A 22,661-nucleotide genomic window follows, 5' to 3' on the forward strand; every position below is an offset into this window, starting at 1 on the left:
AGATTTTGAGTTAGTTTAATTGAGTTAGGTTGAAATAGCCCATATTCATTTTGTTTATGGGCTATTTTTAAATAATGTCTTTTAAAGTAGTATTACAAGAATTTAAAAATACAATAATGAAAATTCCAAAGTACACATTACTATGTTTGCTGTTTTCGTTTGTAGCATTTTCGCAAAAGCAAAGTAAACAAGATATTGCTACAGCAGCTAAAAAAATTACAGTATATACTACTGCCGAAAATACAAGACTCAGGTTGAGTCCTACAGCTAATTTGTTTTTTTCGAAAGCAACGCAGCCTTTAGAAACACAATTAGCAATCGTGGTGGAGCCTAGAAAAACGTTTCAAAATTTTTTAGGTATTGGAGGTGCAATTACTGATGCAAGTGCCGAAGTTTTTGCAAAATTACCCAAGGACAAACAGCAAGAATTTTTGACATCCTATTACGATAAAGAAAAAGGGATTGGCTATTCTCTGCTAAGGACAACGATACATAGTTCTGATTTTAGCAGCGAAAGCTACACTTATATTAAAGAAGGAGATAAGGATTTAAAAAGTTTTTCTATTGCTCACGATCAGCAATATAAAATTCCGTTAATTAAGCAAGCAATAAAAACAGCTGGTGGTAAATTAACAACTTATGCGTCTCCATGGAGTCCTCCCGCTTTTATGAAAAGCACAAATAATATGCTGCAAGGAGGTGTTCTTTTACCAGAATATGACCAAGCTTGGGCTAATTATTATGTGAAATTTATTAACGCTTATGAAAAAGAAGGTATTCCTATCTGGGGTTTAACAATTCAAAACGAACCTATGGCAAAACAAACATGGGAATCGTGTTTGTATACTGCCGATGAGGAGCGAGATTTTATAAAAAATTATTTAGGACCAACACTTAAAAAAGAAGGTTTAGGAAATAAAAATATTGTTATCTGGGACCACAACAGAGATTTAATGTATGAAAGAGCAAATACAATTCTTTCTGACCCTGAAGCAGCAAAATATGTTTGGGGAACTGGTTTTCATTGGTACGAAAACTGGTCTGGAGGAGAACAAATGTTTGATAATGTTCGAAAAGTTTACGAAGCCTATCCCGATAAAAAGCTATTGTTTACTGAAGGCTGTGTAGAACGTTTTGATGCAAGTAAATACCAGTTTTGGCCTAATGCCGAAAGATATGGTAAAGCAATGATTAATGATTTTAATAATGGAACCGTGGGCTGGACAGACTGGAATATTCTACTAGATCAAAATGGAGGACCAAATCATGTGGGGAATTTCTGTTTTGCACCTGTTCATGCAAATACCAATACGGGAGAACTAATCTATACGCCTTCGTATTATTATATTGGACATTTTTCTAAATTTATTCGAGTTGGTGCAAAAAGAATCAGTTCAGCAGTAAGCAGAAGCGCTTTAATAAGTACTTCTTTTCTTAATTTAGACGGAACTGTGGTGACTGTGGTTATGAATGATTCTGATAAAAGTATCACGTATAGTTTAATGGTATCGGCTAATCAAGCCGAGGTTGTAATACCTCCTCATGCCATGCAAACCCTAGTTTATTAGTGTAAGATCGCTTTCGAGAAAGCTAAAATTGCTTTTAAAAGTGTATAAAAATTAAAATTAAATATGAAAAATACAGTAATGTTATTAGTTGTTTTTTTGTTTGCAGGAACCGTTTGGAGCCAAGAAGCAAAAAACAATAAATCAGCAATAGATAATAAAGTAGCTGCTTTATTATCTAAAATGAGTATCGAAGAAAAAGTAGGTCAAATGACTCAAATAACGGTTACTAATTTTGAAGTAACTGGGAAAAAAGGTGTGATTGATGCTGCAAAACTAAAAGAAGGAATTCAAAAATACCATATAGGATCCATCTTAAACGTTCCTAATCCAGGAGCTCAAACTATTGAACAATGGAAAGGAGTGATCTCAACCATTAGCACTGAAGCTAATAAAACGAGATTGAAAATCCCTGTTTTATATGGTATTGACGCCATTCACGGTGCAAGTTATACACAAGGAGCGACTTTATTCCCGCAGCAAATAGGTTTGGCAGCAACCTTTAATACAGAATTGGTTAAAAAAGGAGCACAAATTTCAGCTTATGAAACACGTGCTTCTTCTATACCTTGGGTTTTTTCACCTGATTTAGATTTCCCTAGAAATCCAGCTTGGTCAAGAATGTGGGAAACTTTTGGTGAAGATGCTTATCTATCTTCAAAAATGGCAGTAGCTTTAGTTGAAGGTTATGAAGGCGATGGCGTTGGGTCAAAATATCAAGTAGCATCGTGTATGAAACATTACATAGGTTACGGAAGCACCACTAGTGGAAAAGACCGTACACCAAGTATTATTCCTGAACGTATTTTACGTCAGTATGACTTGACCATTTATCAAGCTGCAATCAAAGCGGGTGCCAAAAGTGTGATGGTAAGTTCAGGAGAGATCAATGGAACTCCAGTGCATGCAAGCAAGCATTTAATTACGGATATTTTAAAAAACGAGTTGGGTTTTTCAGGCGTTGTAGTAACAGACTGGAAGGATATTATTTATTTGTATACCCGTCATAAAGTGGCTGAATCAAATAGAGATGCTGTTAAAATCGCTGTTATGGCAGGTATTGATATGAGTATGGTTCCTGAGGACTTTACTTTTTATACTGATTTAGTAGACCTTGTTAATAAAGGGGAAGTACCTATTTCTCGTATTGATGATGCTGTTTCTCGAATTTTAAAAATGAAATTTGAACTTAATTTATTCGAAAATACGTTAGCTGACCTCAAAGATTACCCTGCTTTTGGTAGTAAGGAACACATTGAAAAAGCGTATCAAACGGCAGCAGAATCAATTACTTTATTAAAAAATAAAGAAGCTATTCTACCATTAAATAAAAACGAAAAAATATTAGTTACAGGAGCTACGGCAAACAGTATGAAGTACCTTAACGGAGGTTGGTCTTATACTTGGCAAGGAGAAAATTCAGATACTTATGCTGCGGATAAATTCACAATTCTGGAGGCTTTTCAAAACAAAATTGGGAAAGAAAATGTATTGTATACACCAGGTGCAGATTTAGAAATTGAAAATGATGCTGAAATAGAAAAAGCAGTTGCTCTTGCAAAACAAGCCTCTAAAATTGTTTTGTGTTTAGGAGAAAAAAATTATACCGAAACACCAGGGGATATTAGTAATATATACATGAGTGATTCGCAAATAAAATTAGCTTTGGCTTTAGCCAAATTAAACAAGCCAATTATCTTAATTTTGAACGAAGGCCGCCCAAGATTAATAAGTGATTTTGAGTCAAAAATGAATGCGGTTATTCAATGTTACCTTCCCGGAAACGAAGGAGCAAGAGCTTTAGTAGATATAGTTTACGGAGATGTGAACCCAAGCGGAAGATTGCCGTACAATTACCCTAGATATCCAAATTCATTAGAAAAATACAATAGGAAATATACCGAAAGTATTTCAGAAGGGGAGCAAAATGACGATGCTAAATATGAAAAAAGTTATTTGCCACAATATGAATTTGGTACCGGTTTATCCTATACGACTTTTAAATACAGCAATATAAAAATTGATAAAAAAGAGATAAGCAGTTCAGATGATATTACAGTTTCTGTTGAGGTGACTAATTCAGGGTCTTCACAGGGTAAAGAAGCAGTTTTGTTGTATTTATCAGATAATGTAGCGTCAATTACGCCTGAATTTAAATCGCTAAAACGTTTTGAAAAAATTGAATTGGCGCCAGGAGAAACTAAAAAAGTTTCATTTACTTTAAATCCACAAGATTTAAAATTTGTAAACAACGACTTAAAATGGATTTCAGAAAAAGGAACGTTTACGATCCAAATAGGAGATCAAAAAGCGGACTTCTTATTACAGTAAGGGGTTTAGCTTAGAATAATTATGGTTTTGTTTTTTGTAAAAAAGGGTTTGACAATAATGTCAAACCCTTTTGATTTGGGGAAACTAGGGTTTTATTTTATCACTCCCTGTATTTCATTAGCAATAGGATGATTGGCTTCAAAAGTGTATCCCATTATTTTGGCCATAGTTTGTGCAAATTGATTTTGGTACAATTGATTTGCATTTGTCATTTCCCCCTTGGCATCAATTTGTGGTCCCATAGTAGCAAACCAAATTTCGCTAGCATCTTTTATTTGCGGACCATGACTCGTCCATTCTGCTTTTGTGATATCTCCACGTCCGTGATCTGTGGTGAATACTAATGCCGTTTTTCCTTTATATTGTGGGTCACTTTCTACAAAGTCCCAAATTTCCTTAATCCAAGCATCTACTTGATGCGCAGCATCTAAGTACGAACGGTAAAAGCCATAATGTGCCCATTCATCTGTTTCACCGTAGGAAATATATAGTACGCGAGGTTTGTTGGTTTTCAATTCTTCTAATGCGCCATAATGCGTAAACACGTCCAAACATTCTTCTTCATGAAAAGGTTTGAAAGAATCGGTGCGCATGGCATTGATTAGTTTTTGTTTTTCATTTGGCGTTTTACCTCCCACGTTATCGAAGGCAGATACCACTGGGAAACCGGCTCTTTTTTCATTTAAAATGTTGTCAAAAGCATCCCAAGCACCAAAAGCAGCTACTTTACCTTTTATCTTTGGTTGTTTATTCAAGAATTCTAAAATCGTGATATTGGGATTTGCAGGATAGTGGTTAGAATTGATTAAAGTATCTGCATAACCTGTCATGATTTCGTTATAACCAGGATAACTAAACCAATACGGATTGGCATTATTCACTTTGTTACCTACTGTTCTATTGCCATAAATTTGCCCTTTTTTGGCCAAAACTGACCACATAAAAGGCATTAGTTTTTCTCTACGTTCCTTTGGGGTTTCGGCCCAATATTTTTTATAAATATAGCTGCTGTCGTTTTGATTGAACTTTTTGTCTCTGGCGAGCGTTTCATCCATCCCTTTAAAAGCTTCTTGCCATCTAAAACCGTCAGTGGTAATTATAATGATGTTTTCGGCTTTTTGAGCTTGAGCTATTGTACCGCAAGCAAGTAATAGTATTATAATTATTCTTTTCATTTTCTTGTTATATTTAAAATTTATCCCACCATACTTTAGCATTAATATCATCTGTCACTCCTAATTTTTGCAAAGCAGCAATGTTATTTTGTGCATTTACAGATTGCTCTAAACTAGGGTACATGATACGTCTTGGAACTTTATTGCCATTTTTTGATCCTGGACCAGCTTGAATAAAACTAGGTTTCCCTGTTCTTTTCCAATCAAACCACGATTCGGTTCCAGAATGATACAGTGCCAACCATTTTTGAGTGTACAAAACTTCAGTTGTCGCGCTATATGGTGCTGTTGCCGTCAAGTAATCAGTTGGCATCACCACATTCCACTGTTTGAATGATGCTTCAACGGCTGTATTATAATAGGTTTGCGCTGATCCTATAGTGATCAAATTACGCTGACTTGCTTCGGCTAGTAAAAAGTTTAGCTCACTATAAGTCATAAAAAGTGCTGCGATTTTTGTTTTGGTATAAAAATAATCTTCCGCTCTTCTTGAATAATTTGTTGGCTCTCCAATTTGGTCTAAAGTCAATCCTGGCTGCAATCCTAATTGGTTGGTAGATCCCGCAATAGGATCAATCCATTCGGCAAGTCTTGGGTCATTGTTAGCGATTAAAGTGTTTACCAAATTTGTTGTTGGGATAACAATATTATAACCATATAATCTGTTGATTCCATCACTCATAGGCGAAATATTAGGGAAACTTCCCGAATAAAAATAAGTAGCATTATCAGCATTCGATGCAAATAAGGGGTATTGTGCAGGCTTAGAGACAATTTCGTTCAATTTGGCACTCACATTTATTTTATTCGAAATACGCATCAATAACCTTAGGTGCAACGAATTGGCAAATTTTTTCCATTTCAACATGTCACCGTTGAATAAATTATCACCTTCTACTTTTAGCTTGGTATCGATGATCGCATTAGCATTATCAAGATTTAAAAGCAATTGGGTGTATATTTCTTCTTGTGTATCGTATTTTGGTTTCAAATTTCCTTCTTCGCCTTGTGACGCTTCTGAGTATGGAGCGTCTCCATAAGCATCTGTGATTACTTGCATGGTATACGTTTCTAGAATCAAACTGATAGCTTCGTAATTCTTATCTTGTAGCAATAAGGCTTGTTTTTTAATGTCATAAATATCATTGAGCCATTTGTACATTCCCCAAAAACGAGCATCAGCACCCCAATTGTAAATATCTAGTTCATTGTACTCGTAATTGCCACCGTATTGAGCCACAATATCCCCAAAATTGAATGAATTATTTACATTGGTATTGGCTAGGTTAAAAATCACATTAGGTAATAACTGTTTTGGTTGCGAAACCGTAGGTTGGTTTTTATTGGTGTTGATTTCTTCAAATCCATCGGTGCAAGAGATGCCTAGACCGCAGAAGAATAATAAGGTTATGAATTTTTTCATGATGTTTTTTTTAGAATGAAGCATTTAATTTTATTCCGTAGTTTCTTGAAGAGGGTAATTGCAACACCTCAAAACCAGGTAAAAGAGTACCGCCGCTAATTGCTTGAGTTTCGGGATCAATGTTTGGAACTTTCGTCCAAAGCGCCAAGTTGTTCCCTACTAATCCTATGCTTAAGTTTTGCATGTGCACAGCCTTAGTGAATTTTGAAGATAACCTGTAATTTAAACTCACTTCTCTTAATTTTACATAAGAAGCATCAAAGGAGTTGGCTTCAATATTGTCTCTTCTAAAAGCGTTTGAATAATACCAGTTTTCGGTAGTAACAGATGTTGTGTTTGGGCTGTAAGAACCATCGGTGTTTTGAACTACTCCTTGACCTACAATTCCTGTCTCTCTTCCTGGTAAGGAAACGGCTAGGATACCGCTTTCCATTCCAATTGCATTGGTCATCGAATAAATTTTACCACCATGACGCACATCAACAAGCGCATTTAAACTCAGGTTTTTGTATCTAATGTTTGTTGAAAGACCCAACATCCAGTCTGGATTGTAGTTTCCTATTTTCTTGATTTTTGTATCTAATATTGGCGAACCAGCATTGTCATAAACGATTTGGTTGTCTGGGCTTCTTAGGTATCCGCGTCCATACATGTCACCCATTCGCTCTCCTACACGAGCTTCTATTGTTCCTCCGTTTGGGCCTTGAGCAATGATATAATTGTCAATTCCTGGAGTTAATTCTTTTACAGTTCCGCGGTTCCGAGTAAAATTCGCGTTAAGCGTCCATTCAAAATCAGTAGTGCGAACAGGGGTTAATCCTAATCCTATTTCGATTCCTTTGTTTTGAATTTTACCTGCATTGATTACATTCGAATTAAATCCAGCTGCTTGCGAAATATCAAGACCTACAATTTGGTTTTTCGAGTTAGTTACATAATAACTCATATCTAGTGTGATTCTCTTTTTGAAAAACTGCGCTTCAATTCCGGCTTCGTATGATGTTGCAATTTCAGGTTTTAAATTACTATTTAAAATTGAAGAGGGATTGGTCAATGTTCCAGCTAATGAACCATTGTCGTAGGTTTTTACTAATCGGTAAGGATCAGTATCATTTCCTACAGAAGCGGCGTTGACTCTTACTTTTAAGAAATCTATGTTCTTATTCATTTCGAAAAAAGAAGTAGGAATAAAACTCAAAGAAGCCGAAGGATAGAAATACGAATTGTTGTTTGCTGGTAGGGTAGATGACCAATCGTTTCTAGCGGTAACATCTAAATACAAATAATCTTTGTACCCTATGTTAGCTAGACTATACATACTATTAATCCGTTTTTTATAAATATTTCTAGATTGAATTGGCATTACATTGATGTTTTGCAAATTGTAAATTCCAGGAATACTAATTCCTTGACCTTCAATTTTACTTTCACTAGTATATTGATTCATACTGTTAGCACCATATGATATTTTCACAGTAAAATCGCCAAAAGTGTGATCATAAGATAGTAACATATCAGCATTGTACTCTGTAAAACCTATCGTTTGTTCGCGGTACATTCCGTTGGTGTAGCGAGACGAACCTATAGGTCTGCGTGACCATCTAAAATCATTTGAATTATCCATTCCTATTCTAGCCATAAATGAGAAATCATCACTAATTTGGTAAGTCGAAGACATGTTTCCAAAAATTCTTGCTTTCTTGAATGCGTTGATGTTTTCGTAGGCAATTTTAAAAGGATTATCACCCCATCCAAACATGCTGTTTTGTCTCACATTTTTCACGATCCAGTAATCCTTTAACCAGTCAAGGTCAACATTAGTATGATTCCATAATAAATTGTACATGATTCCTTGACTTCCGTAACCTGAAACTGGCGTGTTGTCACTAGCGCTTTTTGTGTAAGTAGCTACCGTGGCAAATTTCCATTTGTCTGAGATATTGTAATTAAGGTTTAGACTTATATTGTCTCTTTTTAAATTAGAATTAGGTACAATATCTTCGCTAGTTGTTTTGCCGTAGCTTAGTCTGAAATTTGTTTTTTCATCTGATCCAGAAATCGAAACGGTATTCGAAATAGAATTTCCCTTTCTAAAAAAGTCTTTTAAATTGTATCTAAATTCGAATGGTAAAGCTTGACCTTCACCTACAGAATACCCCGGGCTACCATTTTGAAGGATCGAAAGCCCTGAATCAAAACGAGGTCCTAAGTTGGTGTCAGCACCCGGATCGTAAACTTGTTTAGAACCTGCACCATAAACACCCTGAATCTCTGGCAAACGCAAAGCCTCGCTAGTCATAAAAGAAGAAGAGATCGAAACACCCAAGCCTTTACCTTTGCGACCGGATTTTGTGGTAATGACAATCACACCATTTGCTGCTCTAGATCCATAAAGTGCAGATGCTGCAGCACCTTTCAATACATTGACGCTTTCTATATTTTCTTGATTGATTTCGGCGGCACCATTACCATAATCAGTAGGCAAATCGGTTTGAGTTGTTGCCGAACTCCCAACACCGTATACATTGTTATTAATTGGAATACCATCTACAATAAATAATGGCCCGTTGTTGTTAATGTTCAATGACTTGTCGCCTCTAATAGTAATTCTAGAAGAACTTGTAATTCCGTTTCCTGAGCCAGAAATTTGAACTCCCGATATTTTTCCAGAAAGATTAGAAACAAAATTGGTCGAGTTCACCTTATTGATATCGTCTGATTTTAATTCTTGGGATGCATATCCTAGAGCGCGTTTGTCTCTTTTAATACCCAAAGCTGTAACGACTACTTCACCTAGTGCTACTGAATCGTCTTGAAGACTAACATTTAATTTTTCTTGATTGGTTCCTATAGCTTCTTTAGTTGTAAAACCCATGTAGCTAAAAACTAGGGTTTTTCCTTTTTCAGTTGCAATGGAGTAGCTTCCATTTGCATCAGCGATTGTGCTGTTTTGAGTCCCTTTTACGAGAATGGTTGCGCCTGTTAGCGGGAAGCCAGCTGAATCTGTTACTTTTCCTTGAATTATAATAGATTGCGAATGCAGCAATTGCCCACAAAGTACAATTAAGAATAAGAGTAGATTTTGTTTTAAAGTTTTCATTTTTTAGTAGTTATGTTTGTCGTGCAAAACTATCGGTCTACTCACGGGATGTGATTAAGAAAACTTTAACAAAACAATAGTTGCAATTAAGAATAGGTTAGCAATGTTAACTAGATGTTTTTTGTGGATTCAATGTTTAAATTTGTCTAAAATGGCTTTCTTTTTTCTTAAAAGCTGTAACTTTGATGTCTAAATGAATGTTACCTCACAAATAAAACAACCCATCTTTAACGAAATGGAACTTTTTGAAAAAAAGTTCTATGAATCGATGACTTCACAAGTGGCTTTACTTAATAGAATTACCTATTACATTGTAAACCGCAAAGGGAAGCAAATGCGTCCTATGTTTGTTTTTCTTACTGCTAAGATGGTTTCTGGTGGTACAATAAATGAACGAACTTATCGTGGAGCTTGTGTTATTGAGCTTATTCATACAGCCACTTTAGTGCATGATGACGTAGTAGATGATAGTAATCGCCGTCGCGGTTTTTTCTCGATCAATGCACTTTGGAAAAATAAAATTGCGGTACTAGTTGGAGATTATTTGTTGTCAAAAGGGTTGTTGCTGTCAATAGATAATGACGATTTTGATTTACTAAAAATTATTTCTGTCGCTGTACGCGAAATGAGCGAAGGCGAGTTACTCCAAATCGAAAAAGCGCGACGACTTGATATTACAGAAGATATTTATTACGAAATTATTCGAAAAAAAACCGCTACCCTTATTGCGGCTTGCTGTGCTCTTGGTGCAAAATCTGTAATTGAAGATGCCGTGCAAGTAGAAAATATGCGAAAATTTGGCGAACTGATCGGGATGGCTTTCCAAATCAAAGACGACTTGTTTGATTACACAGATGAAGCTATTGGGAAACCAACGGGAATTGATATCAAAGAACAAAAAATGACGCTTCCTTTAATTCATGTTTTAAATACCTGTACCGCTAAAGAAAAGTCGTGGTTAATCAACTCAATAAAAAACCACAACAAAGACAAAAAAAGAGTCAAAGAAGTAATTGCTTTTGTAAAGGATCACAATGGTTTGGCTTACGCCGAAGACAAAATGACTGAATTTCAGCAAGAAGCACTAATGTTATTAGACAACTATCCTGCTTCTGATTTTAAAGACGCTTTAATCTTAATGGTGAATTACGTTATTGAGAGAAAGAAATAGTTTCGTTTTATCTTTCTGACGAAACAAGAATCCTGACTAAGGATAATTTTTTATATTTATTTTTACCTTCATGCAACCTTTTTGCATCGACATTCGTCTATAGTTATAGAAACCCTTTACAACAACTTTGAAAGTAATCAACTTACATCAAGAGGAAAGAAAAATGATTCAGCTAGCTGTCGACAACAATCGGCAAGCGCAGCAACAAATCTATTCTCGGTTTTCTCCAAAAATGTTAAGCATCTGTCGTTTGTATGTCAAAGATGTGCAGCAAGCTGAGGATGTTATGATTACTTCTTTTATGAAAGTCTTCAGTAGTTTGAAAAATTTTGAACACAATGGAAGCTTCGAAGGTTGGATTAGGCGAATTATGGTAAACGAATGCATTTCTTTTTTGCGTGTGCATAAAAAAGTAAATTTCATAGAAGATAGTTTTTGTACAGAAGAAAGCACAGTTGATAATGAGTGCGATTTAGAAGGGGATGCCATTCAATTATTGATTGATAATTTACCTGAAGGGTATAAGATGGTTTTCAATCTCTATGCGATTGAGGGATTCAAACACAAAGAAATAGCGGTGATGCTGGGGATAAATGAGGGGACGTCAAAATCGCAATTGTCACATGCAAGAAAGATTTTGCAACAGCAAATTAATGCAACAAAAAAATATGATTATGGAGCCAAATAAATTCGATAAGAATATCAAAGTAAAAATAGAGGCAAGAACGATTGCGCCTTCGGCTGATGCTTGGCATAAATTAGAAGCAATGATGTCAGTGGCTGATAAGCCAAAACGTAAATATGTTTGGTGGTACATAGCTGCTAGTTTTGTGGGTTTGCTATTAGTGAGTTCTATATTTTTTAATCAGTCTATTTCAAACAAAATTAACACAAGCAATTCAGTAGTTTTAGAGCAAGAGCAAACAAACCCTAACGTAGTTGAAAATGTTGTAAATAATGAAGAGGATATGCTTCCGCGAAAGGGAATTAGTAGTATTGCAGTTAATGAGCCTATTCGTAAAAAGGAGATGAGAAAAAAATCACCCAACCAAATAAAGGACAAAGACAATGCTGTTGTCGCTAATAATGAAAAAGTACTGAGAGTAGTTTCTCCTACAGTAAAAGTAATTGAAGCAATTAGTACTAACAAATATACGAGCGCAGAAAATCTTTTGGCAGCGGTTAGTGACACTAAAGTGGAGGAGATAAAAGCTGATAAGTCTTTTAAGAAAGCTAGCGTTGGAACTTCTGTAGACCCAAATAATTTGTTATCAAGTGTTGAAAAAGAATTGAATCAATCTTATAAAGAATCGGCTTTAGAAAAATTTAATAAAAAGTTTAATGCTGTCAAAACAGCTTTAGTAAATAGAAATTATCAAGAATAAGTAGTAAATTAATCAATCATCAATCAAAAAACGAAAATCATGAAAAAAATTATTTTATTTAGCATCCTATTTTTGTCGGCTTTTGCTGTAAAAATACATGCCCAGGATAAAGGCAGTTATAAATATATTCAAGACTGGAGCTATTGGCAAGCAGAATCACCAAATTATGAAATGAGCCTTGAAAAAAATGCAGCGTCTGATAATCAAAATACATTTAAAATTAAATCAATCAAAAGTAAGTTTTATGGGTTTGGCACACTTATGAAAACGATAAAATCAGATGGATATTTAGGAAAAACAGTAAAAATGACTGGGTATTTGAAGACTGATGACGTAAAGTCATGGGCTGGGCTTTGGATGCGTGTTGATTACTATGATGTAGCAGTTCTTGCATTTGACAATATGCAAAATAGAGGGGTGAAAAAAACCACAGATTGGACGAAATATGAAATAGTTTTATTTGTTCCTGATGAAGCAACTTCAATTTCCTACGGTGCTTTGTTAGATGGAACAGGTCAGGTATGGTTTAAAGATGTAGTGCTGCAAGTTGTTGCAGATACTATAGCAGAGACGGGTTCAAATAAAGGGAGAGATTACAAGATAATTTCTTTTGAAAAAAGAGCAAAGGCTATTGGAGACGAGATAAATAATATTACAGATAAAGAAAAAGCCGACCTAAAAAAAGCTGTAGATTCTATAGATCAGCAAGTCGAGAATGGAACTTTAACTACTGCAATAGCTAAAGAATTAAAGCTTAAAAAAGCAACTGAACATGCTGGAAATATCGATAAAAAGGTAGCTATTGAAGAAGTGAAATTAAATCAATTAGTCAAAGATCATGTAGAAGGTAAGTATGAAGATGAGGTAGAAAATAAAAAAAGAGGAACAATGTTGATTATTGGAGGTAGTAACGAGGCTATTGGTGAAAATAAAACTGAAATTAATTTAACGTCCTTCAAAGTGTATAATGGTCAAGAAGATAAAATCAAACGACATTACAAAAGAACAACTTCACAAGTAGTTTTTGCAACGGGATTAAATAATTTAATTACAGATCAACGCGTTCAAGACTCTGACTTTAGATATTTGGGATCTCATTTTTATGAATGGGGACTGACCTTGAATTCAAGAATTTTTAAAGAGGCTAATTTTTTACATGCAAAATATGGTTTGTCGTTAATGTACAACAATTTGAGAGCCACAGATAATAGAAGTTTTGTCGTTGATGGAAATCAAACTAAACTAGACGTTAATCCAGTGAGTTATGAAGACTCTAGATTTAGAACTGTTTCTCTAGTTGTACCATTGCATTTGGAGTTTGATTTTTCAAAATCTAAAGAAATAGATGGTAAACAGTATTTTAAAACACATGATAGTTTTCGTTTAGGTATAGGAGGTTATTTTGGAACGAACATTAAATCCAAACAAATTACTACGTACGATGATGATAATTATAAAAGTCGCCAAAAAGTGAAAGGGGATTTTAATGTAAACAAATTCGTTTATGGGTTAAGTACTTATATAGGTTACAAAGAGACAAGTTTGTATTTAAAATATGATCTAAATCCTTTATTCAAAGACAATGTGGTGAAACAAAACAATGTTTCCCTAGGCGTTCGTTTTGATTTTAATTAGAACGTTTTTGAGTTAGTTGGCAAACCCTTTCAGATAATAAATCTCGAAAGGGTTTTGCTATTTAAAAACTTTGTAACTTTGACTTTTTATAACTTTTACCCAAAATAAATTGATTTCAAAAGCGACTATAGATACTGTTTTCGAAACTGCTCGAGTAGAGGAGGTTATTGGTGATTTTGTTAATTTAAAACGCGCCGGTAGTAATTTCAAAGGCTTGAGTCCGTTTTCTGATGAGCGTTCACCATCCTTTATGGTGTCGCCTGCAAAGGGAATTTGGAAAGATTTTAGTTCTGGAAAAGGAGGAAATTCTGTTGCATTTTTAATGGAGCATTCTCATTTCACCTATCCAGAAGCTATTCGATATTTGGCTAACAAGTACAATATCGAAATCGAAGAAACTGAGCAAACAGATGCCGAAAAAGCTATTACTGATGTTCGTGAAAGTATGTATCTTGTATCAGAGTTTGCAAAAGAATATTTTCATAAAACGCTTTTAAAGTCAGAAGAAGGTAAAGCAATTGGACTTTCTTATTTTAAAGAAAGGGGTTTTACGGCTGAAACAATCGAAAAATTTAGCTTAGGATATTCACCAGAATCATGGGATGCTTTAACTAAAGAAGCCCTTGGAAAAGGATATAAATTAGAATTCCTTGAAAGTACGGGATTAACTATTGCTCGTGAAGACCGTCCTTTTGACCGATTTAAAAGTAGGGTAATGTTTCCTATCCAAAGTATGTCAGGTAGGGTGCTTGGTTTTGGTGGTCGAATTTTAACTAATGACAAGAAAGCCGCAAAATACCTCAATTCACCCGAAAGTGATATTTATCATAAGAGTAAAGTACTGTACGGTATTTTTCAAGCGAAACAATCCATTGCAAAATTGAATAATTGTTATTTAGTTGAAGGATATACTGATGTGATTCAGTTTAATCAAGCGGGTATTGAGAATGTCGTTTCGTCTTCTGGAACTGCTTTAACTCCGGATCAAATTCGTTTGGTAAACAGATTGACGAAGAATATTACGGTGCTATTTGACGGTGATGCTGCAGGTTTACGTGCCGCAATTCGTGGAATTGATTTGATTCTTGAAGAAGGTATGAATGTCAAAGTATGTACATTTCCTGATGGAGAAGACCCCGATAGTTTTGCCAAAAAAACATCTTATGATGATTTAGTTGCTTATTTAGAAAACAACGCTAAGGATTTTATACAGTTCAAAGCGTCGATGTTGATGAATGAGGCTAAGAACGATCCTATTAAAAAAGCAGATCTTATTAGAGATATGGTAGTGAGTATTTCTAAAATACCAGACCGTATTCAGCGTGAGATTTATGTTCAGGAGTGTTCTCGTATAATGGATATTTCTGAGCAAGTTTTAGTGAGTACGTTGGCACAATTAACACAAAAAGGCGAAGTTGAAGAGACTAAGAAATATCAAAAGGATCAAAAAGCTTTTCAAGTTGTAAAAAATGAAAATCCAGCCGATGTTGAAAAAGTAGATATACTTTATCGCTTAGAGCGAAAAATTATTGAAATTTTATTGCTTTACGGTAATAAAACAGAAGAATTTGAGGATACCTTCATGAAAACTAATGAAGACGGAGAAATTGTGATGGTTACTGAGAATAAAGATTTTAAAGTTTTTCAGCGCATTTACCTAAGTCTACAAGAAGATGAGGTAGAATTAGCAAATCCTTTATTTAAGGATATTTTTAATGATTTGATAAACTATTACCTTCAAAATGAATCCTTTAGTTTAGAACAATATTTGATGCATTTACAACCCGAATTTGCACAAGAAGTCACTGATATCCTTATGGAAGATGAGCGACTTGTTATGCACAACTGGGAAGGTCAAAATATTTTTCCGAAATCAAAAAACGATACCATAGCACAAAACGTTGCGGAAACCATTTTAACTATGCGATGGTATCTTGTAGGGAGAATTATAGAAGAATTGAAAAACTCAATAGCACCAGGCGCAGATAATACTGAGCCCATGACTATGATTCAAGACTATAATGGTTTGACCCTAGCTTTTTCTAAAAAACTCGGTAGAGTAATGTCTCGATTTTAATTTAAACGATTTCTAACGTTTTTGCTTTATTAACAAGATCTACTAAATTTGTAACATTTAGTTTTGTTAGTAAACGTAATTTATAAGTACTAATCGTTTTTTCGTTAAGACCTAAAATTTCAGCAATTTCGTGATTTTTTTTACCTCCACTTAGATAACGTAGTACTTCAACCTCACGGTTAGATAGTTTACGGTACAAACGTTCGCTTTTACTTTGTTTAGCAATTAAAGCTAAATTTTTCTTAACGGTTTCGTTCATAATTATCTTTCCTTGGTGTACTTTGATGATTGATTGACCTAAGGTTTCTAGTTTTTCCTTTTTATGAATATATCCAGATGCACCCGCTTTAATAGCGTTAGGAGCATAAATTTGTTCAGAAAGGCTACTGTAAATGATAACTTTAGTTTTGGGAAAATTTTTCAAGATAGACTTAACCTCAAAGATACTTGCTAATCCTTCTAGTTCTAAATCTAAAAGTAAAACGTCTATTTCTTTGGTAAGTAGAATGTCTCTGATCATTAAAAAGCTACCTACATTGGCAGTGATGGAGATTTCTGAATTGTCTTTAAAGTAAGATTTTACTCCGTAATGGACTACAGGGAAGTTATCTGCTAAACAAACTTTTATCATAATTTCATTTTTTTAAGAGTTGTCTGTGTAATAATTGATTAAATTTAGTTAAAAAAAGTGTGAAATACAATATTCCAAGGTAAAAATACTGTTAACTTATGTTAATTAAGCAAACTGGTATCGGGTTCATCTTGTGTTGGTTTACTTTGTTCAATCTCTTGTAGATAGAATAAACAACTTGCTCGCGCGCTGTAAAACCTTCATTTGATCCTCCTTTTTCATCTTGTAACATTGCCCACTCTAACTCATCATAACTAGCACCTAATTGCTCTTCATCAGATTTCTCATCTCCAAACAAGCCATCTGAAGGAGTTGCATTCAATACTGATTCAGGAACTTCTAGGTACGCACCTAAAGCAAATACTTCCGACTTCATTAAATCGGCAATAGGGCTTAAATCAACGCCTCCATCACCGTATTTAGTGTAGAAACCTACGCCGAAGTCTTCAACTTTGTTTCCAGTACCAGCAACCAGTAGACCGTGTATTCCTGCAAAATAATATAAAGTAGTCATACGCAATCGAGCTCTAGTGTTAGCAAGAGTTAGATTGAGTTTGTGTTCGTCTATACCTTCTGTGGGAACCTCTTTTTTAAATGTTTCAAAACTAGCAGTTAAGTCTGCTATGGTGTTAGAAACATTAGGAAATCTGTTTTTTAATTGTTCAATGTGTTCTTTCCCTCTACTAACATGACTGGCATGTTGGTGTATGGGCATTTCTACACATAAAACTTTTAAACCTGTTTGTGCGCAAAGTGTTGAGGTAACGGCAGAATCAATTCCGCCAGAGATGCCTACAACAAATCCATTTACATTCGCGTTTTTGGCATAATCTTTAAGCCAGTTTACAATATGAGTATTTACTCTTTCAATTTGAATAGTATTTTTTTTAATCATAATAGTTTAACTTTTAAAAACGAGCAATGTATATTTGCACGGTGATAATAGTAGGATTTTGTTTTTGAGTGGTATTTCAGGTGCAAATTTAATTAAAAAAAAATGAAAATATACGTTTATAGCATACTTCTATGCTGGTTTTTTGTGAGTTGCGGTAAAAAAGATAGGATTGAAAGAGAAATTAGGGAAATTCCAGTTGATATTAAGGTAACCCGTTTTGATAAAATATTTTTTGAAACAGCACCAGAAGATCTTGAAAAAATAAAAAAAGAGTTTCCTTATTTCTTTCCAGCTGGAAATGACGACCAAATTTGGTTAGAAAAAATGAGTAATTCTCAGTGGAGAGAATTATATGGTGAGGTTCAAAAGAAGTATAGTGATATTGATCCAGTCAAAAATGATTTAACAGCACTTGTACAACATCTTAAGTATTATTTTCCAAAAACGAAGACGCCTAAGCTAATCACAATCATTTCGGAAATGGATTATACTAACAAAGCAATCTATGCAGATAGTTTAGTAATCGTTTCTCTCGAAATGTATTTAGGTAAAGAGCATCGTTTTTATGAGTTCCCTAATTACATTAAGCAAAACTTTGAGGAAAAGCAAATCATGGCAGATGTGGTGTCTAGTTTTTCTAAAAGAAAAATTACTCCTGATGTTAGTAAGAACTTTTTATCAAGAATGGTTACTGCTGGAAAGGAACTGTACTTAAAAGATTTATTGCTTCCTGAATATAGTGATGCCGATAAAATAGGCTATACTCCAGAACAAATTAAATGGTGTGAGGAAAATGAGAATTATATGTGGCGTTATTTTATTGAAAAACAAATGCTATATAGCGATGACCAAAAGCTAACTTCCAGATTTGTTGGCCCAGCTCCTTTTTCTAAATTTTACTTGGAAATAGATAATGAATCACCAGGGCAGGTAGGTGCTTGGATTGGGTGGCAAATTGTGCGATCGTATATGGAAAACAATGAAGTATCTTTGCAGCAACTGTTAGAGTTAAATGCAAAAGAAATATTTGAAAAATCAAAATATAAACCTAAAAAGTAATGTCGGATAAAAATAGATCAGAAATTAAGTTTCTAGTAGAATTAGATGAAAACCGTGTACCAGAAAAATTATTATGGTCCGCTAAAGATGGTGGTGTAGCGCTGGAAGAAGCAAAGGCGATTATGCTGTCTGTTTGGGATAGCAAAGCTAAAGAGAGTATGCGTATTGATTTGTGGACAAAAGAAATGCCGGTTGATGAGATGAAGATTTTCTTTCATCAAACATTAGTGGCAATGGCAGATACATTTCATAGAGCAACTGGTGATGAGAAAATGGCAGATACCATGAAAGATTTTTGTGAGTATTTTGCTGAAAAGCTAGAATTAACTTCTAAGTAATAAATAAAAAGAGATTGTCTGAAGAGGCAATCTCTTTTAGTTTTTAATAGATTTATTTTTTAAATCCTTAAGTACTTTTTTTAATGAACCAAGCATTAATTTATTGGTGCTACTATGAAAATTGATGTTGTCAATGAGTTTTCTAGATTTTTGATCCCATGGCAATTTTTCTTGTTTTGCATGATCGGTGCCTATTGCTTTTTGTTTGTATATGATTTCTTGTAAGTTTAAATCGTAGATCTCTATTGTTACTTCGCTTTGATTTTTCCCTTCTGAATTTTCGTCCTCATACAACGCTAGACCGTTTAATTCATCTTTATTTTTTTTGGAATTAATGTTTATGAAATAATCGAATCCAGTTCCTGTTTTTAACTCTCTCAGTTTTTGTTTGCTGGGGTTTAGAGGTATCTGTTGCGGAATTAATAATCCGCTACTGGTTTCTCTGTAAAAGTAACGATCGTTTAATTGTTCGTTAAAAAATGAGGTAGTAGTAGTTTTGAGTTTGTTGCTCTTGTATGCTGGGTAGTCTAAATAGTTTAAAAGCCATTTGCCTTTAGTAAAATCTACACCTGTTGTATAATCGTTATTGGTCAATAAGTAGGTTTTACTTTTGCATGAAGCAAAAAAAACTATTATAACTAATAGTTTAATAATAGTGATAATAGTTTTCTTCATGTATGGTGTGGTAATGTAAGTTTGCTAGAATTGATTGTTGTTCTTAAAAACTTCTTGGTTTACTTCATCAATATAACCAAGTAATTCTTCTTTACCAAGAGATTCAGTTGCTGAAGTTACAAAATAATGCGGCATCTCAGCCCAGTTATTAGCAAACATATTCTTTTTGTATGAAGCAATGTGCGAGTCGATTTTTACTTTACTAATCTTATCAGCTTTTGTAAATATGATACAAAACGGAATTTCGCTTTCTCCCATATAGGACATGAATTCAATGTCTATTGCTTGGGCTTCATGGCGAATATCAATTAAAACAAATGCGCAAACAAGTTGTTCTCTTGTTTCAAAGTAATCAGTGATAAACTGTTGGAAAACGGATTTAGTTTTTTTAGAAACTTTTGCGTAACCATAACCAGGTAAATCTACTAAAAACCAATTGTTGTTGATTAAAAAGTGATTGATTAACTGGGTTTTCCCGGGTCTACCAGATGTTTTAGCTAGTTTCTTTTGGTTGGTTATCATATTGATTAATGATGACTTCCCAACGTTTGATCTACCTATAAATGCATATTCTGGCAAAAAATCCTTAGGGCATTTTGAAACATCGGAATTGCTTATTATAAATTCGGCAGTATTAATTTTCATAATTTTATTTTTTAAGGGCTTTCTTTTTTATAGAAAGTGCTTATAGCTTTGATTTGATTAACCATTCTTCAAGAGCGCGATTAAATTCCTCAGGTTGTTCCATCATTGCAGCATGACCACATTTATCTATCCAATATAAAGTAGAATGCGGTAATAATTTATTGAATTCTTCGGCTACATCAGGTGGTGTTACTTTATCGTTTTTCCCCCAGATGATACAAGTTTCTACATTCATATTAGGAAGGTCCTTTGCCATATTATGGCGAATAGCACTTTTAGCGATTGTGAGTGTCTTGATTAATTTTATACGATCATTTACTGTAGCATAAACTTCATCAATAAGTTCAGGCGTGGCAATTTTTGGATCATAAAAAACATCTTCAGCTTTTTTCTTAATATATTCGTAATCTCCTCTTTTAGGATAGCTATCTCCCATTGCGCTTTCGTATAGTCCTGAACTACCAGTAATTACTAATCCTGCAACCTTTTCAGGGTACATTTTTGTATGGTATAAAGCAATGTGTCCTCCCAATGAATTTCCTAAAAGTATTACACGATCAAATCCTTTAAAAGTAATGAAATCTTTTACGTATTTAGCGAAATTTTTAACATTGGTTTTTAAGATATTCTGGGTGTAAATTGGTAAGTCTGGAATAACTATTTTATACCCTTTTTCAGAAAAGTAACTAGCAACAGCGTCAAAATTACTAAGTCCTCCCATCAGACCGTGTAAAATTACAATAGGCGTTCCTTCTCCAGCTTCATAATAGCTGTATTTACCTTCTTTTTTATAGTTCTTTTCCATGTTATTAAATGCGAATTTTCAATTTTGACAAATATAGGATTTAATAGCTTAAAATGAATTTTTGCTAACTCTTTTTAAGAAGATAATTTTACTTAATGTCAATTTTTATTTTAATGGGTGTTGGTTTTTGAATTTTCGAATGATTCTCGGAAGTAGTAGATTATAAATAATGAGACTTTGGCGTTAAATTCTTGCAGATAATTTAGTGGCTTTTTGGACGCTGTGAATATTCTTACAGCTATTTACAAGAGTAGTTAACAGTCTGATTGTCTAAAAATTAAGGGGTTCGGGCTTAAAGTGGGTAAACTTATCAACAAAGTGGGATATAGTGGTAAATAGTGGTAATATTTTTTATATTTTTGCTTAAATCATTTTATAAATTATTCTTTTGAATTCAATAGTTGGAACATACGAATGTAAGGTCGATGCTAAAGGGAGGGTTTTACTACCTGCACCCCTTAAAAAGCAGTTGGCGCTTTCACTTCAAGACGGATTTGTCTTGAAGCGTTCGGTATTTCAACCTTGTTTGGAGTTGTATCCTATGGAAGAATGGAATTTAATGATGCAAAAAATCAACAAACTTAATCGCTTTGTTAAGAAAAACAATGACTTTATTCGTCGCTTTACTGCGGGAGTAAAAATGGTTGAGATTGATTCTTTAGGTAGGTTGCTAGTTCCTAAAGATTTAGTGGTTTTTGCAAATATTGCTAAGGATGTTGTTTTTTCATCGGCGGTAAATATTGTTGAAATCTGGGATAAAGATTTATACGAGAAATCAATAAGCGGTGAAGATGTAGATTTTGCCGATTTAGCAGAAGATGTAATGGGAAATTTAAATGACGATGACAATGGAATATCATAATCCAGTTTTACTTCAAGAATCAGTTGACGGCTTAGCAATTAAGCCTAATGGGATATATGTAGATGTAACCTTCGGTGGAGGGGGGCACTCAAAAGAAATTTTAAAAAGGTTAGGTCCTGACGGGAAATTGTTTGCATTTGATCAAGATGAGGATGCTTTAGCAAATGCTTTACAAGACGAGCGTTTTGTATTAATAAATGAGAATTTTAGACATTTAAAACGTTTTTTACGCTTTAACGGTGTAAAGAGTGTTGATGGAATATTAGGTGATTTAGGTGTTTCATCACATCAATTTGATGTTCCTGAAAGAGGTTTTTCTACTCGGTTTGACGCTGAGTTAGACATGAGAATGAGTCAAAAAAATGATTTAAACGCTTATAAAGTGGTTAATGAATATGATGATGTTAATCTTAAAAGGGTGTTTCTTGATTACGGAGAGTTAAAAAGCGCTCCTGCTTTAGCAAGAACAATTGTAGAAGCGAGAGAAGTGCATCCTATTAAAACTACTGATGCGCTTAAGGATATTTTAGCTAAATTTTTACCTGAGAAAGTAAGGAATAAAATATTAGCTCAAATATATCAGGCAATCCGTATTGAAGTGAATCAAGAGATGGATGTGTTAAAAGAATTTTTAGAGCAATCATTAGAGATTTTGAAACCAGAAGGAAGATTAAGCGTGATCTCTTACCATTCATTAGAAGATAGATTGGTAAAAAGATTCATGAAGAATGGAATGTTTGAAGGAGAGCCAGAAAAAGATTTCTTTGGTAATTTTTCTGTTCCTTTTAAAACGGTTGGGAAATTAATTATACCTAATGCAGCCGAGATAAAATTAAATAATAGAGCACGTAGCGCAAAACTAAGAATAGCCCAAAAAAAATAATTAGTA

At 34.2% G+C, this 22,661-nt stretch carries 19 protein-coding genes; 11 read left to right on the top strand and 8 right to left on the bottom strand.

From position 1 onward, the window contains the following. Positions 1-116 precede the first annotated feature (116 nt). Together ACVEGE_RS10400 and ACVEGE_RS10405 are read left to right on the top strand one after the other, a co-directional pair. The gene (locus tag ACVEGE_RS10400; RefSeq protein ID WP_192501250.1) at positions 117-1,568 is read left to right on the top strand and encodes a glycoside hydrolase family 30 protein; all 1,452 of its coding nucleotides are present in this window, start codon (positions 117-119) and stop codon (positions 1,566-1,568) included. A 63-nt stretch (positions 1,569-1,631) separates the two neighbouring features. Further along, positions 1,632-3,896, top strand: a complete 2,265-nt coding sequence (locus ACVEGE_RS10405) for a glycoside hydrolase family 3 N-terminal domain-containing protein (RefSeq protein WP_458008536.1) — start codon at positions 1,632-1,634, stop codon at positions 3,894-3,896. 92 nt (positions 3,897-3,988) lie between these two features. Here the strand turns inward: ACVEGE_RS10405 and ACVEGE_RS10410 are convergent, their stop codons facing one another. The 3 genes from ACVEGE_RS10410 to ACVEGE_RS10420 are packed head-to-tail and all read right to left on the bottom strand — an operon-like array spanning position 3,989 to position 9,594. Then, positions 3,989-5,071 (bottom strand): alkaline phosphatase family protein, encoded by a 1,083-nt coding sequence (locus tag ACVEGE_RS10410; RefSeq protein ID WP_192501249.1) that lies wholly within the window; start codon positions 5,069-5,071, stop codon positions 3,989-3,991. A 13-nt stretch (positions 5,072-5,084) separates the two neighbouring features. Beyond that, complete coding sequence (locus tag ACVEGE_RS10415; protein WP_192501248.1) at positions 5,085-6,494, bottom strand: SusD/RagB family nutrient-binding outer membrane lipoprotein; 1,410 nt, start codon at positions 6,492-6,494, stop codon at positions 5,085-5,087. 10 nt (positions 6,495-6,504) lie between these two features. Then, positions 6,505-9,594, bottom strand: coding sequence for a SusC/RagA family TonB-linked outer membrane protein (locus tag ACVEGE_RS10420; protein WP_192501247.1), 3,090 nt, complete (start codon positions 9,592-9,594; stop codon positions 6,505-6,507). A gap of 193 nt (positions 9,595-9,787) precedes the next feature. Here ACVEGE_RS10420 and ACVEGE_RS10425 point away from each other — a divergent pair, with 193 nt between their 5' ends. The 5 genes from ACVEGE_RS10425 (at position 9,788) to dnaG (ending at position 15,862) form a co-directional block, all read left to right on the top strand. Next, the gene (locus tag ACVEGE_RS10425) at positions 9,788-10,765 is read left to right on the top strand and encodes a polyprenyl synthetase family protein (RefSeq protein ID WP_192501246.1); all 978 of its coding nucleotides are present in this window, start codon (positions 9,788-9,790) and stop codon (positions 10,763-10,765) included. Positions 10,766-10,892: 127 nt separating this feature from the next. Continuing rightward, positions 10,893-11,453 (top strand): RNA polymerase sigma factor, encoded by a 561-nt coding sequence (locus ACVEGE_RS10430; protein ID WP_192501245.1) that lies wholly within the window; start codon positions 10,893-10,895, stop codon positions 11,451-11,453. After that, positions 11,440-12,150 carry a hypothetical protein gene (locus ACVEGE_RS10435; RefSeq protein ID WP_192501244.1) on the top strand — a complete coding sequence of 237 codons (711 nt, stop codon included), beginning with the start codon at positions 11,440-11,442 and terminating at the stop codon, positions 12,148-12,150. The genes ACVEGE_RS10430 and ACVEGE_RS10435 overlap by 14 nt, the downstream gene beginning before the upstream one ends. 39 nt (positions 12,151-12,189) lie before the next feature. Then, positions 12,190-13,785, top strand: coding sequence for a porin family protein (locus ACVEGE_RS10440; protein ID WP_192501243.1), 1,596 nt, complete (start codon positions 12,190-12,192; stop codon positions 13,783-13,785). A gap of 109 nt (positions 13,786-13,894) precedes the next feature. Beyond that, positions 13,895-15,862, top strand: a complete 1,968-nt coding sequence (gene dnaG, locus ACVEGE_RS10445; protein WP_192501242.1) for a DNA primase — start codon at positions 13,895-13,897, stop codon at positions 15,860-15,862. Position 15,863: 1 nt separating this feature from the next. Here the strand turns inward: dnaG and ACVEGE_RS10450 are convergent, their stop codons facing one another. Next, positions 15,864-16,493 (bottom strand): response regulator transcription factor, encoded by a 630-nt coding sequence (locus ACVEGE_RS10450; protein WP_192501241.1) that lies wholly within the window; start codon positions 16,491-16,493, stop codon positions 15,864-15,866. 91 nt (positions 16,494-16,584) lie between these two features. After that, positions 16,585-17,388, bottom strand: coding sequence for an NAD(+) synthase (gene nadE / locus ACVEGE_RS10455; RefSeq protein ID WP_173850321.1), 804 nt, complete (start codon positions 17,386-17,388; stop codon positions 16,585-16,587). Positions 17,389-17,490: 102 nt separating this feature from the next. Between nadE and gldB the strand changes: the two genes are divergently transcribed. Together gldB and gldC are read left to right on the top strand one after the other, a co-directional pair. Further along, positions 17,491-18,447 carry a gliding motility lipoprotein GldB gene (gldB, locus tag ACVEGE_RS10460; RefSeq protein ID WP_192501240.1) on the top strand — a complete coding sequence of 319 codons (957 nt, stop codon included), beginning with the start codon at positions 17,491-17,493 and terminating at the stop codon, positions 18,445-18,447. Continuing rightward, positions 18,447-18,785, top strand: a complete 339-nt coding sequence (gene gldC, locus ACVEGE_RS10465; RefSeq protein ID WP_173850316.1) for a gliding motility protein GldC — start codon at positions 18,447-18,449, stop codon at positions 18,783-18,785. The genes gldB and gldC overlap by 1 nt, the downstream gene beginning before the upstream one ends. Before the next feature lie 36 nt (positions 18,786-18,821). Here gldC and ACVEGE_RS10470 read toward each other — a convergent pair whose 3' ends face one another. The 3 genes from ACVEGE_RS10470 to ACVEGE_RS10480 are packed head-to-tail and all read right to left on the bottom strand — an operon-like array spanning position 18,822 to position 20,910. Then, a complete protein-coding gene (locus tag ACVEGE_RS10470; RefSeq protein WP_192501239.1) occupies positions 18,822-19,460 on the bottom strand; it encodes a hypothetical protein in 639 nt (212 codons plus the stop codon). 24 nt (positions 19,461-19,484) lie between these two features. Beyond that, positions 19,485-20,105, bottom strand: a complete 621-nt coding sequence (yihA, locus tag ACVEGE_RS10475; RefSeq protein WP_173850312.1) for a ribosome biogenesis GTP-binding protein YihA/YsxC — start codon at positions 20,103-20,105, stop codon at positions 19,485-19,487. Between the two features lie 40 nt (positions 20,106-20,145). Next, a complete protein-coding gene (locus tag ACVEGE_RS10480; protein ID WP_192501238.1) occupies positions 20,146-20,910 on the bottom strand; it encodes an alpha/beta fold hydrolase in 765 nt (254 codons plus the stop codon). Between the two features lie 388 nt (positions 20,911-21,298). On the opposite strand from ACVEGE_RS10480, the gene ACVEGE_RS10485 reads away from it, so the two are divergent. Together ACVEGE_RS10485 and rsmH are read left to right on the top strand one after the other, a co-directional pair. Continuing rightward, positions 21,299-21,772: a division/cell wall cluster transcriptional repressor MraZ gene (locus tag ACVEGE_RS10485; RefSeq protein ID WP_192501237.1), complete on the top strand. Its 474-nt coding sequence runs from the start codon at positions 21,299-21,301 to the stop codon at positions 21,770-21,772. Beyond that, positions 21,747-22,655 carry a 16S rRNA (cytosine(1402)-N(4))-methyltransferase RsmH gene (gene rsmH, locus ACVEGE_RS10490; RefSeq protein ID WP_173850306.1) on the top strand — a complete coding sequence of 303 codons (909 nt, stop codon included), beginning with the start codon at positions 21,747-21,749 and terminating at the stop codon, positions 22,653-22,655. Before ACVEGE_RS10485 ends, rsmH begins: the two co-directional genes overlap by 26 nt. The last annotated feature ends 6 nt before the right edge of the window (positions 22,656-22,661 follow it).

The organism is Flavobacterium sp. PL002, assembly GCF_054165825.1.

Excerpts from the sequence above, each read along its gene's own strand:
- ACVEGE_RS10400 (WP_192501250.1), top strand. The coding sequence starts at position 117 with ATGAAAATTCCAAAGTACACATTACTATGTTTGCTGTTTTCGTTTGTA.
- ACVEGE_RS10405 (WP_458008536.1), top strand. The coding sequence starts at position 1,632 with ATGAAAAATACAGTAATGTTATTAGTTGTTTTTTTGTTTGCAGGAACC.
- ACVEGE_RS10410 (WP_192501249.1), bottom strand. The coding sequence starts at position 5,071 with ATGAAAAGAATAATTATAATACTATTACTTGCTTGCGGTACAATAGCT.
- ACVEGE_RS10415 (WP_192501248.1), bottom strand. The coding sequence starts at position 6,494 with ATGAAAAAATTCATAACCTTATTATTCTTCTGCGGTCTAGGCATCTCT.
- ACVEGE_RS10420 (WP_192501247.1), bottom strand. The coding sequence starts at position 9,594 with ATGAAAACTTTAAAACAAAATCTACTCTTATTCTTAATTGTACTTTGT.
- ACVEGE_RS10425 (WP_192501246.1), top strand. The coding sequence starts at position 9,788 with ATGAATGTTACCTCACAAATAAAACAACCCATCTTTAACGAAATGGAA.
- ACVEGE_RS10435 (WP_192501244.1), top strand. The coding sequence starts at position 11,440 with ATGGAGCCAAATAAATTCGATAAGAATATCAAAGTAAAAATAGAGGCA.
- ACVEGE_RS10440 (WP_192501243.1), top strand. The coding sequence starts at position 12,190 with ATGAAAAAAATTATTTTATTTAGCATCCTATTTTTGTCGGCTTTTGCT.
- ACVEGE_RS10450 (WP_192501241.1), bottom strand. The coding sequence starts at position 16,493 with ATGATAAAAGTTTGTTTAGCAGATAACTTCCCTGTAGTCCATTACGGA.
- nadE (WP_173850321.1), bottom strand. The coding sequence starts at position 17,388 with ATGATTAAAAAAAATACTATTCAAATTGAAAGAGTAAATACTCATATT.
- gldB (WP_192501240.1), top strand. The coding sequence starts at position 17,491 with ATGAAAATATACGTTTATAGCATACTTCTATGCTGGTTTTTTGTGAGT.
- gldC (WP_173850316.1), top strand. The coding sequence starts at position 18,447 with ATGTCGGATAAAAATAGATCAGAAATTAAGTTTCTAGTAGAATTAGAT.
- ACVEGE_RS10470 (WP_192501239.1), bottom strand. The coding sequence starts at position 19,460 with ATGAAGAAAACTATTATCACTATTATTAAACTATTAGTTATAATAGTT.
- yihA (WP_173850312.1), bottom strand. The coding sequence starts at position 20,105 with ATGAAAATTAATACTGCCGAATTTATAATAAGCAATTCCGATGTTTCA.
- ACVEGE_RS10480 (WP_192501238.1), bottom strand. The coding sequence starts at position 20,910 with ATGGAAAAGAACTATAAAAAAGAAGGTAAATACAGCTATTATGAAGCT.
- rsmH (WP_173850306.1), top strand. The coding sequence starts at position 21,747 with ATGACGATGACAATGGAATATCATAATCCAGTTTTACTTCAAGAATCA.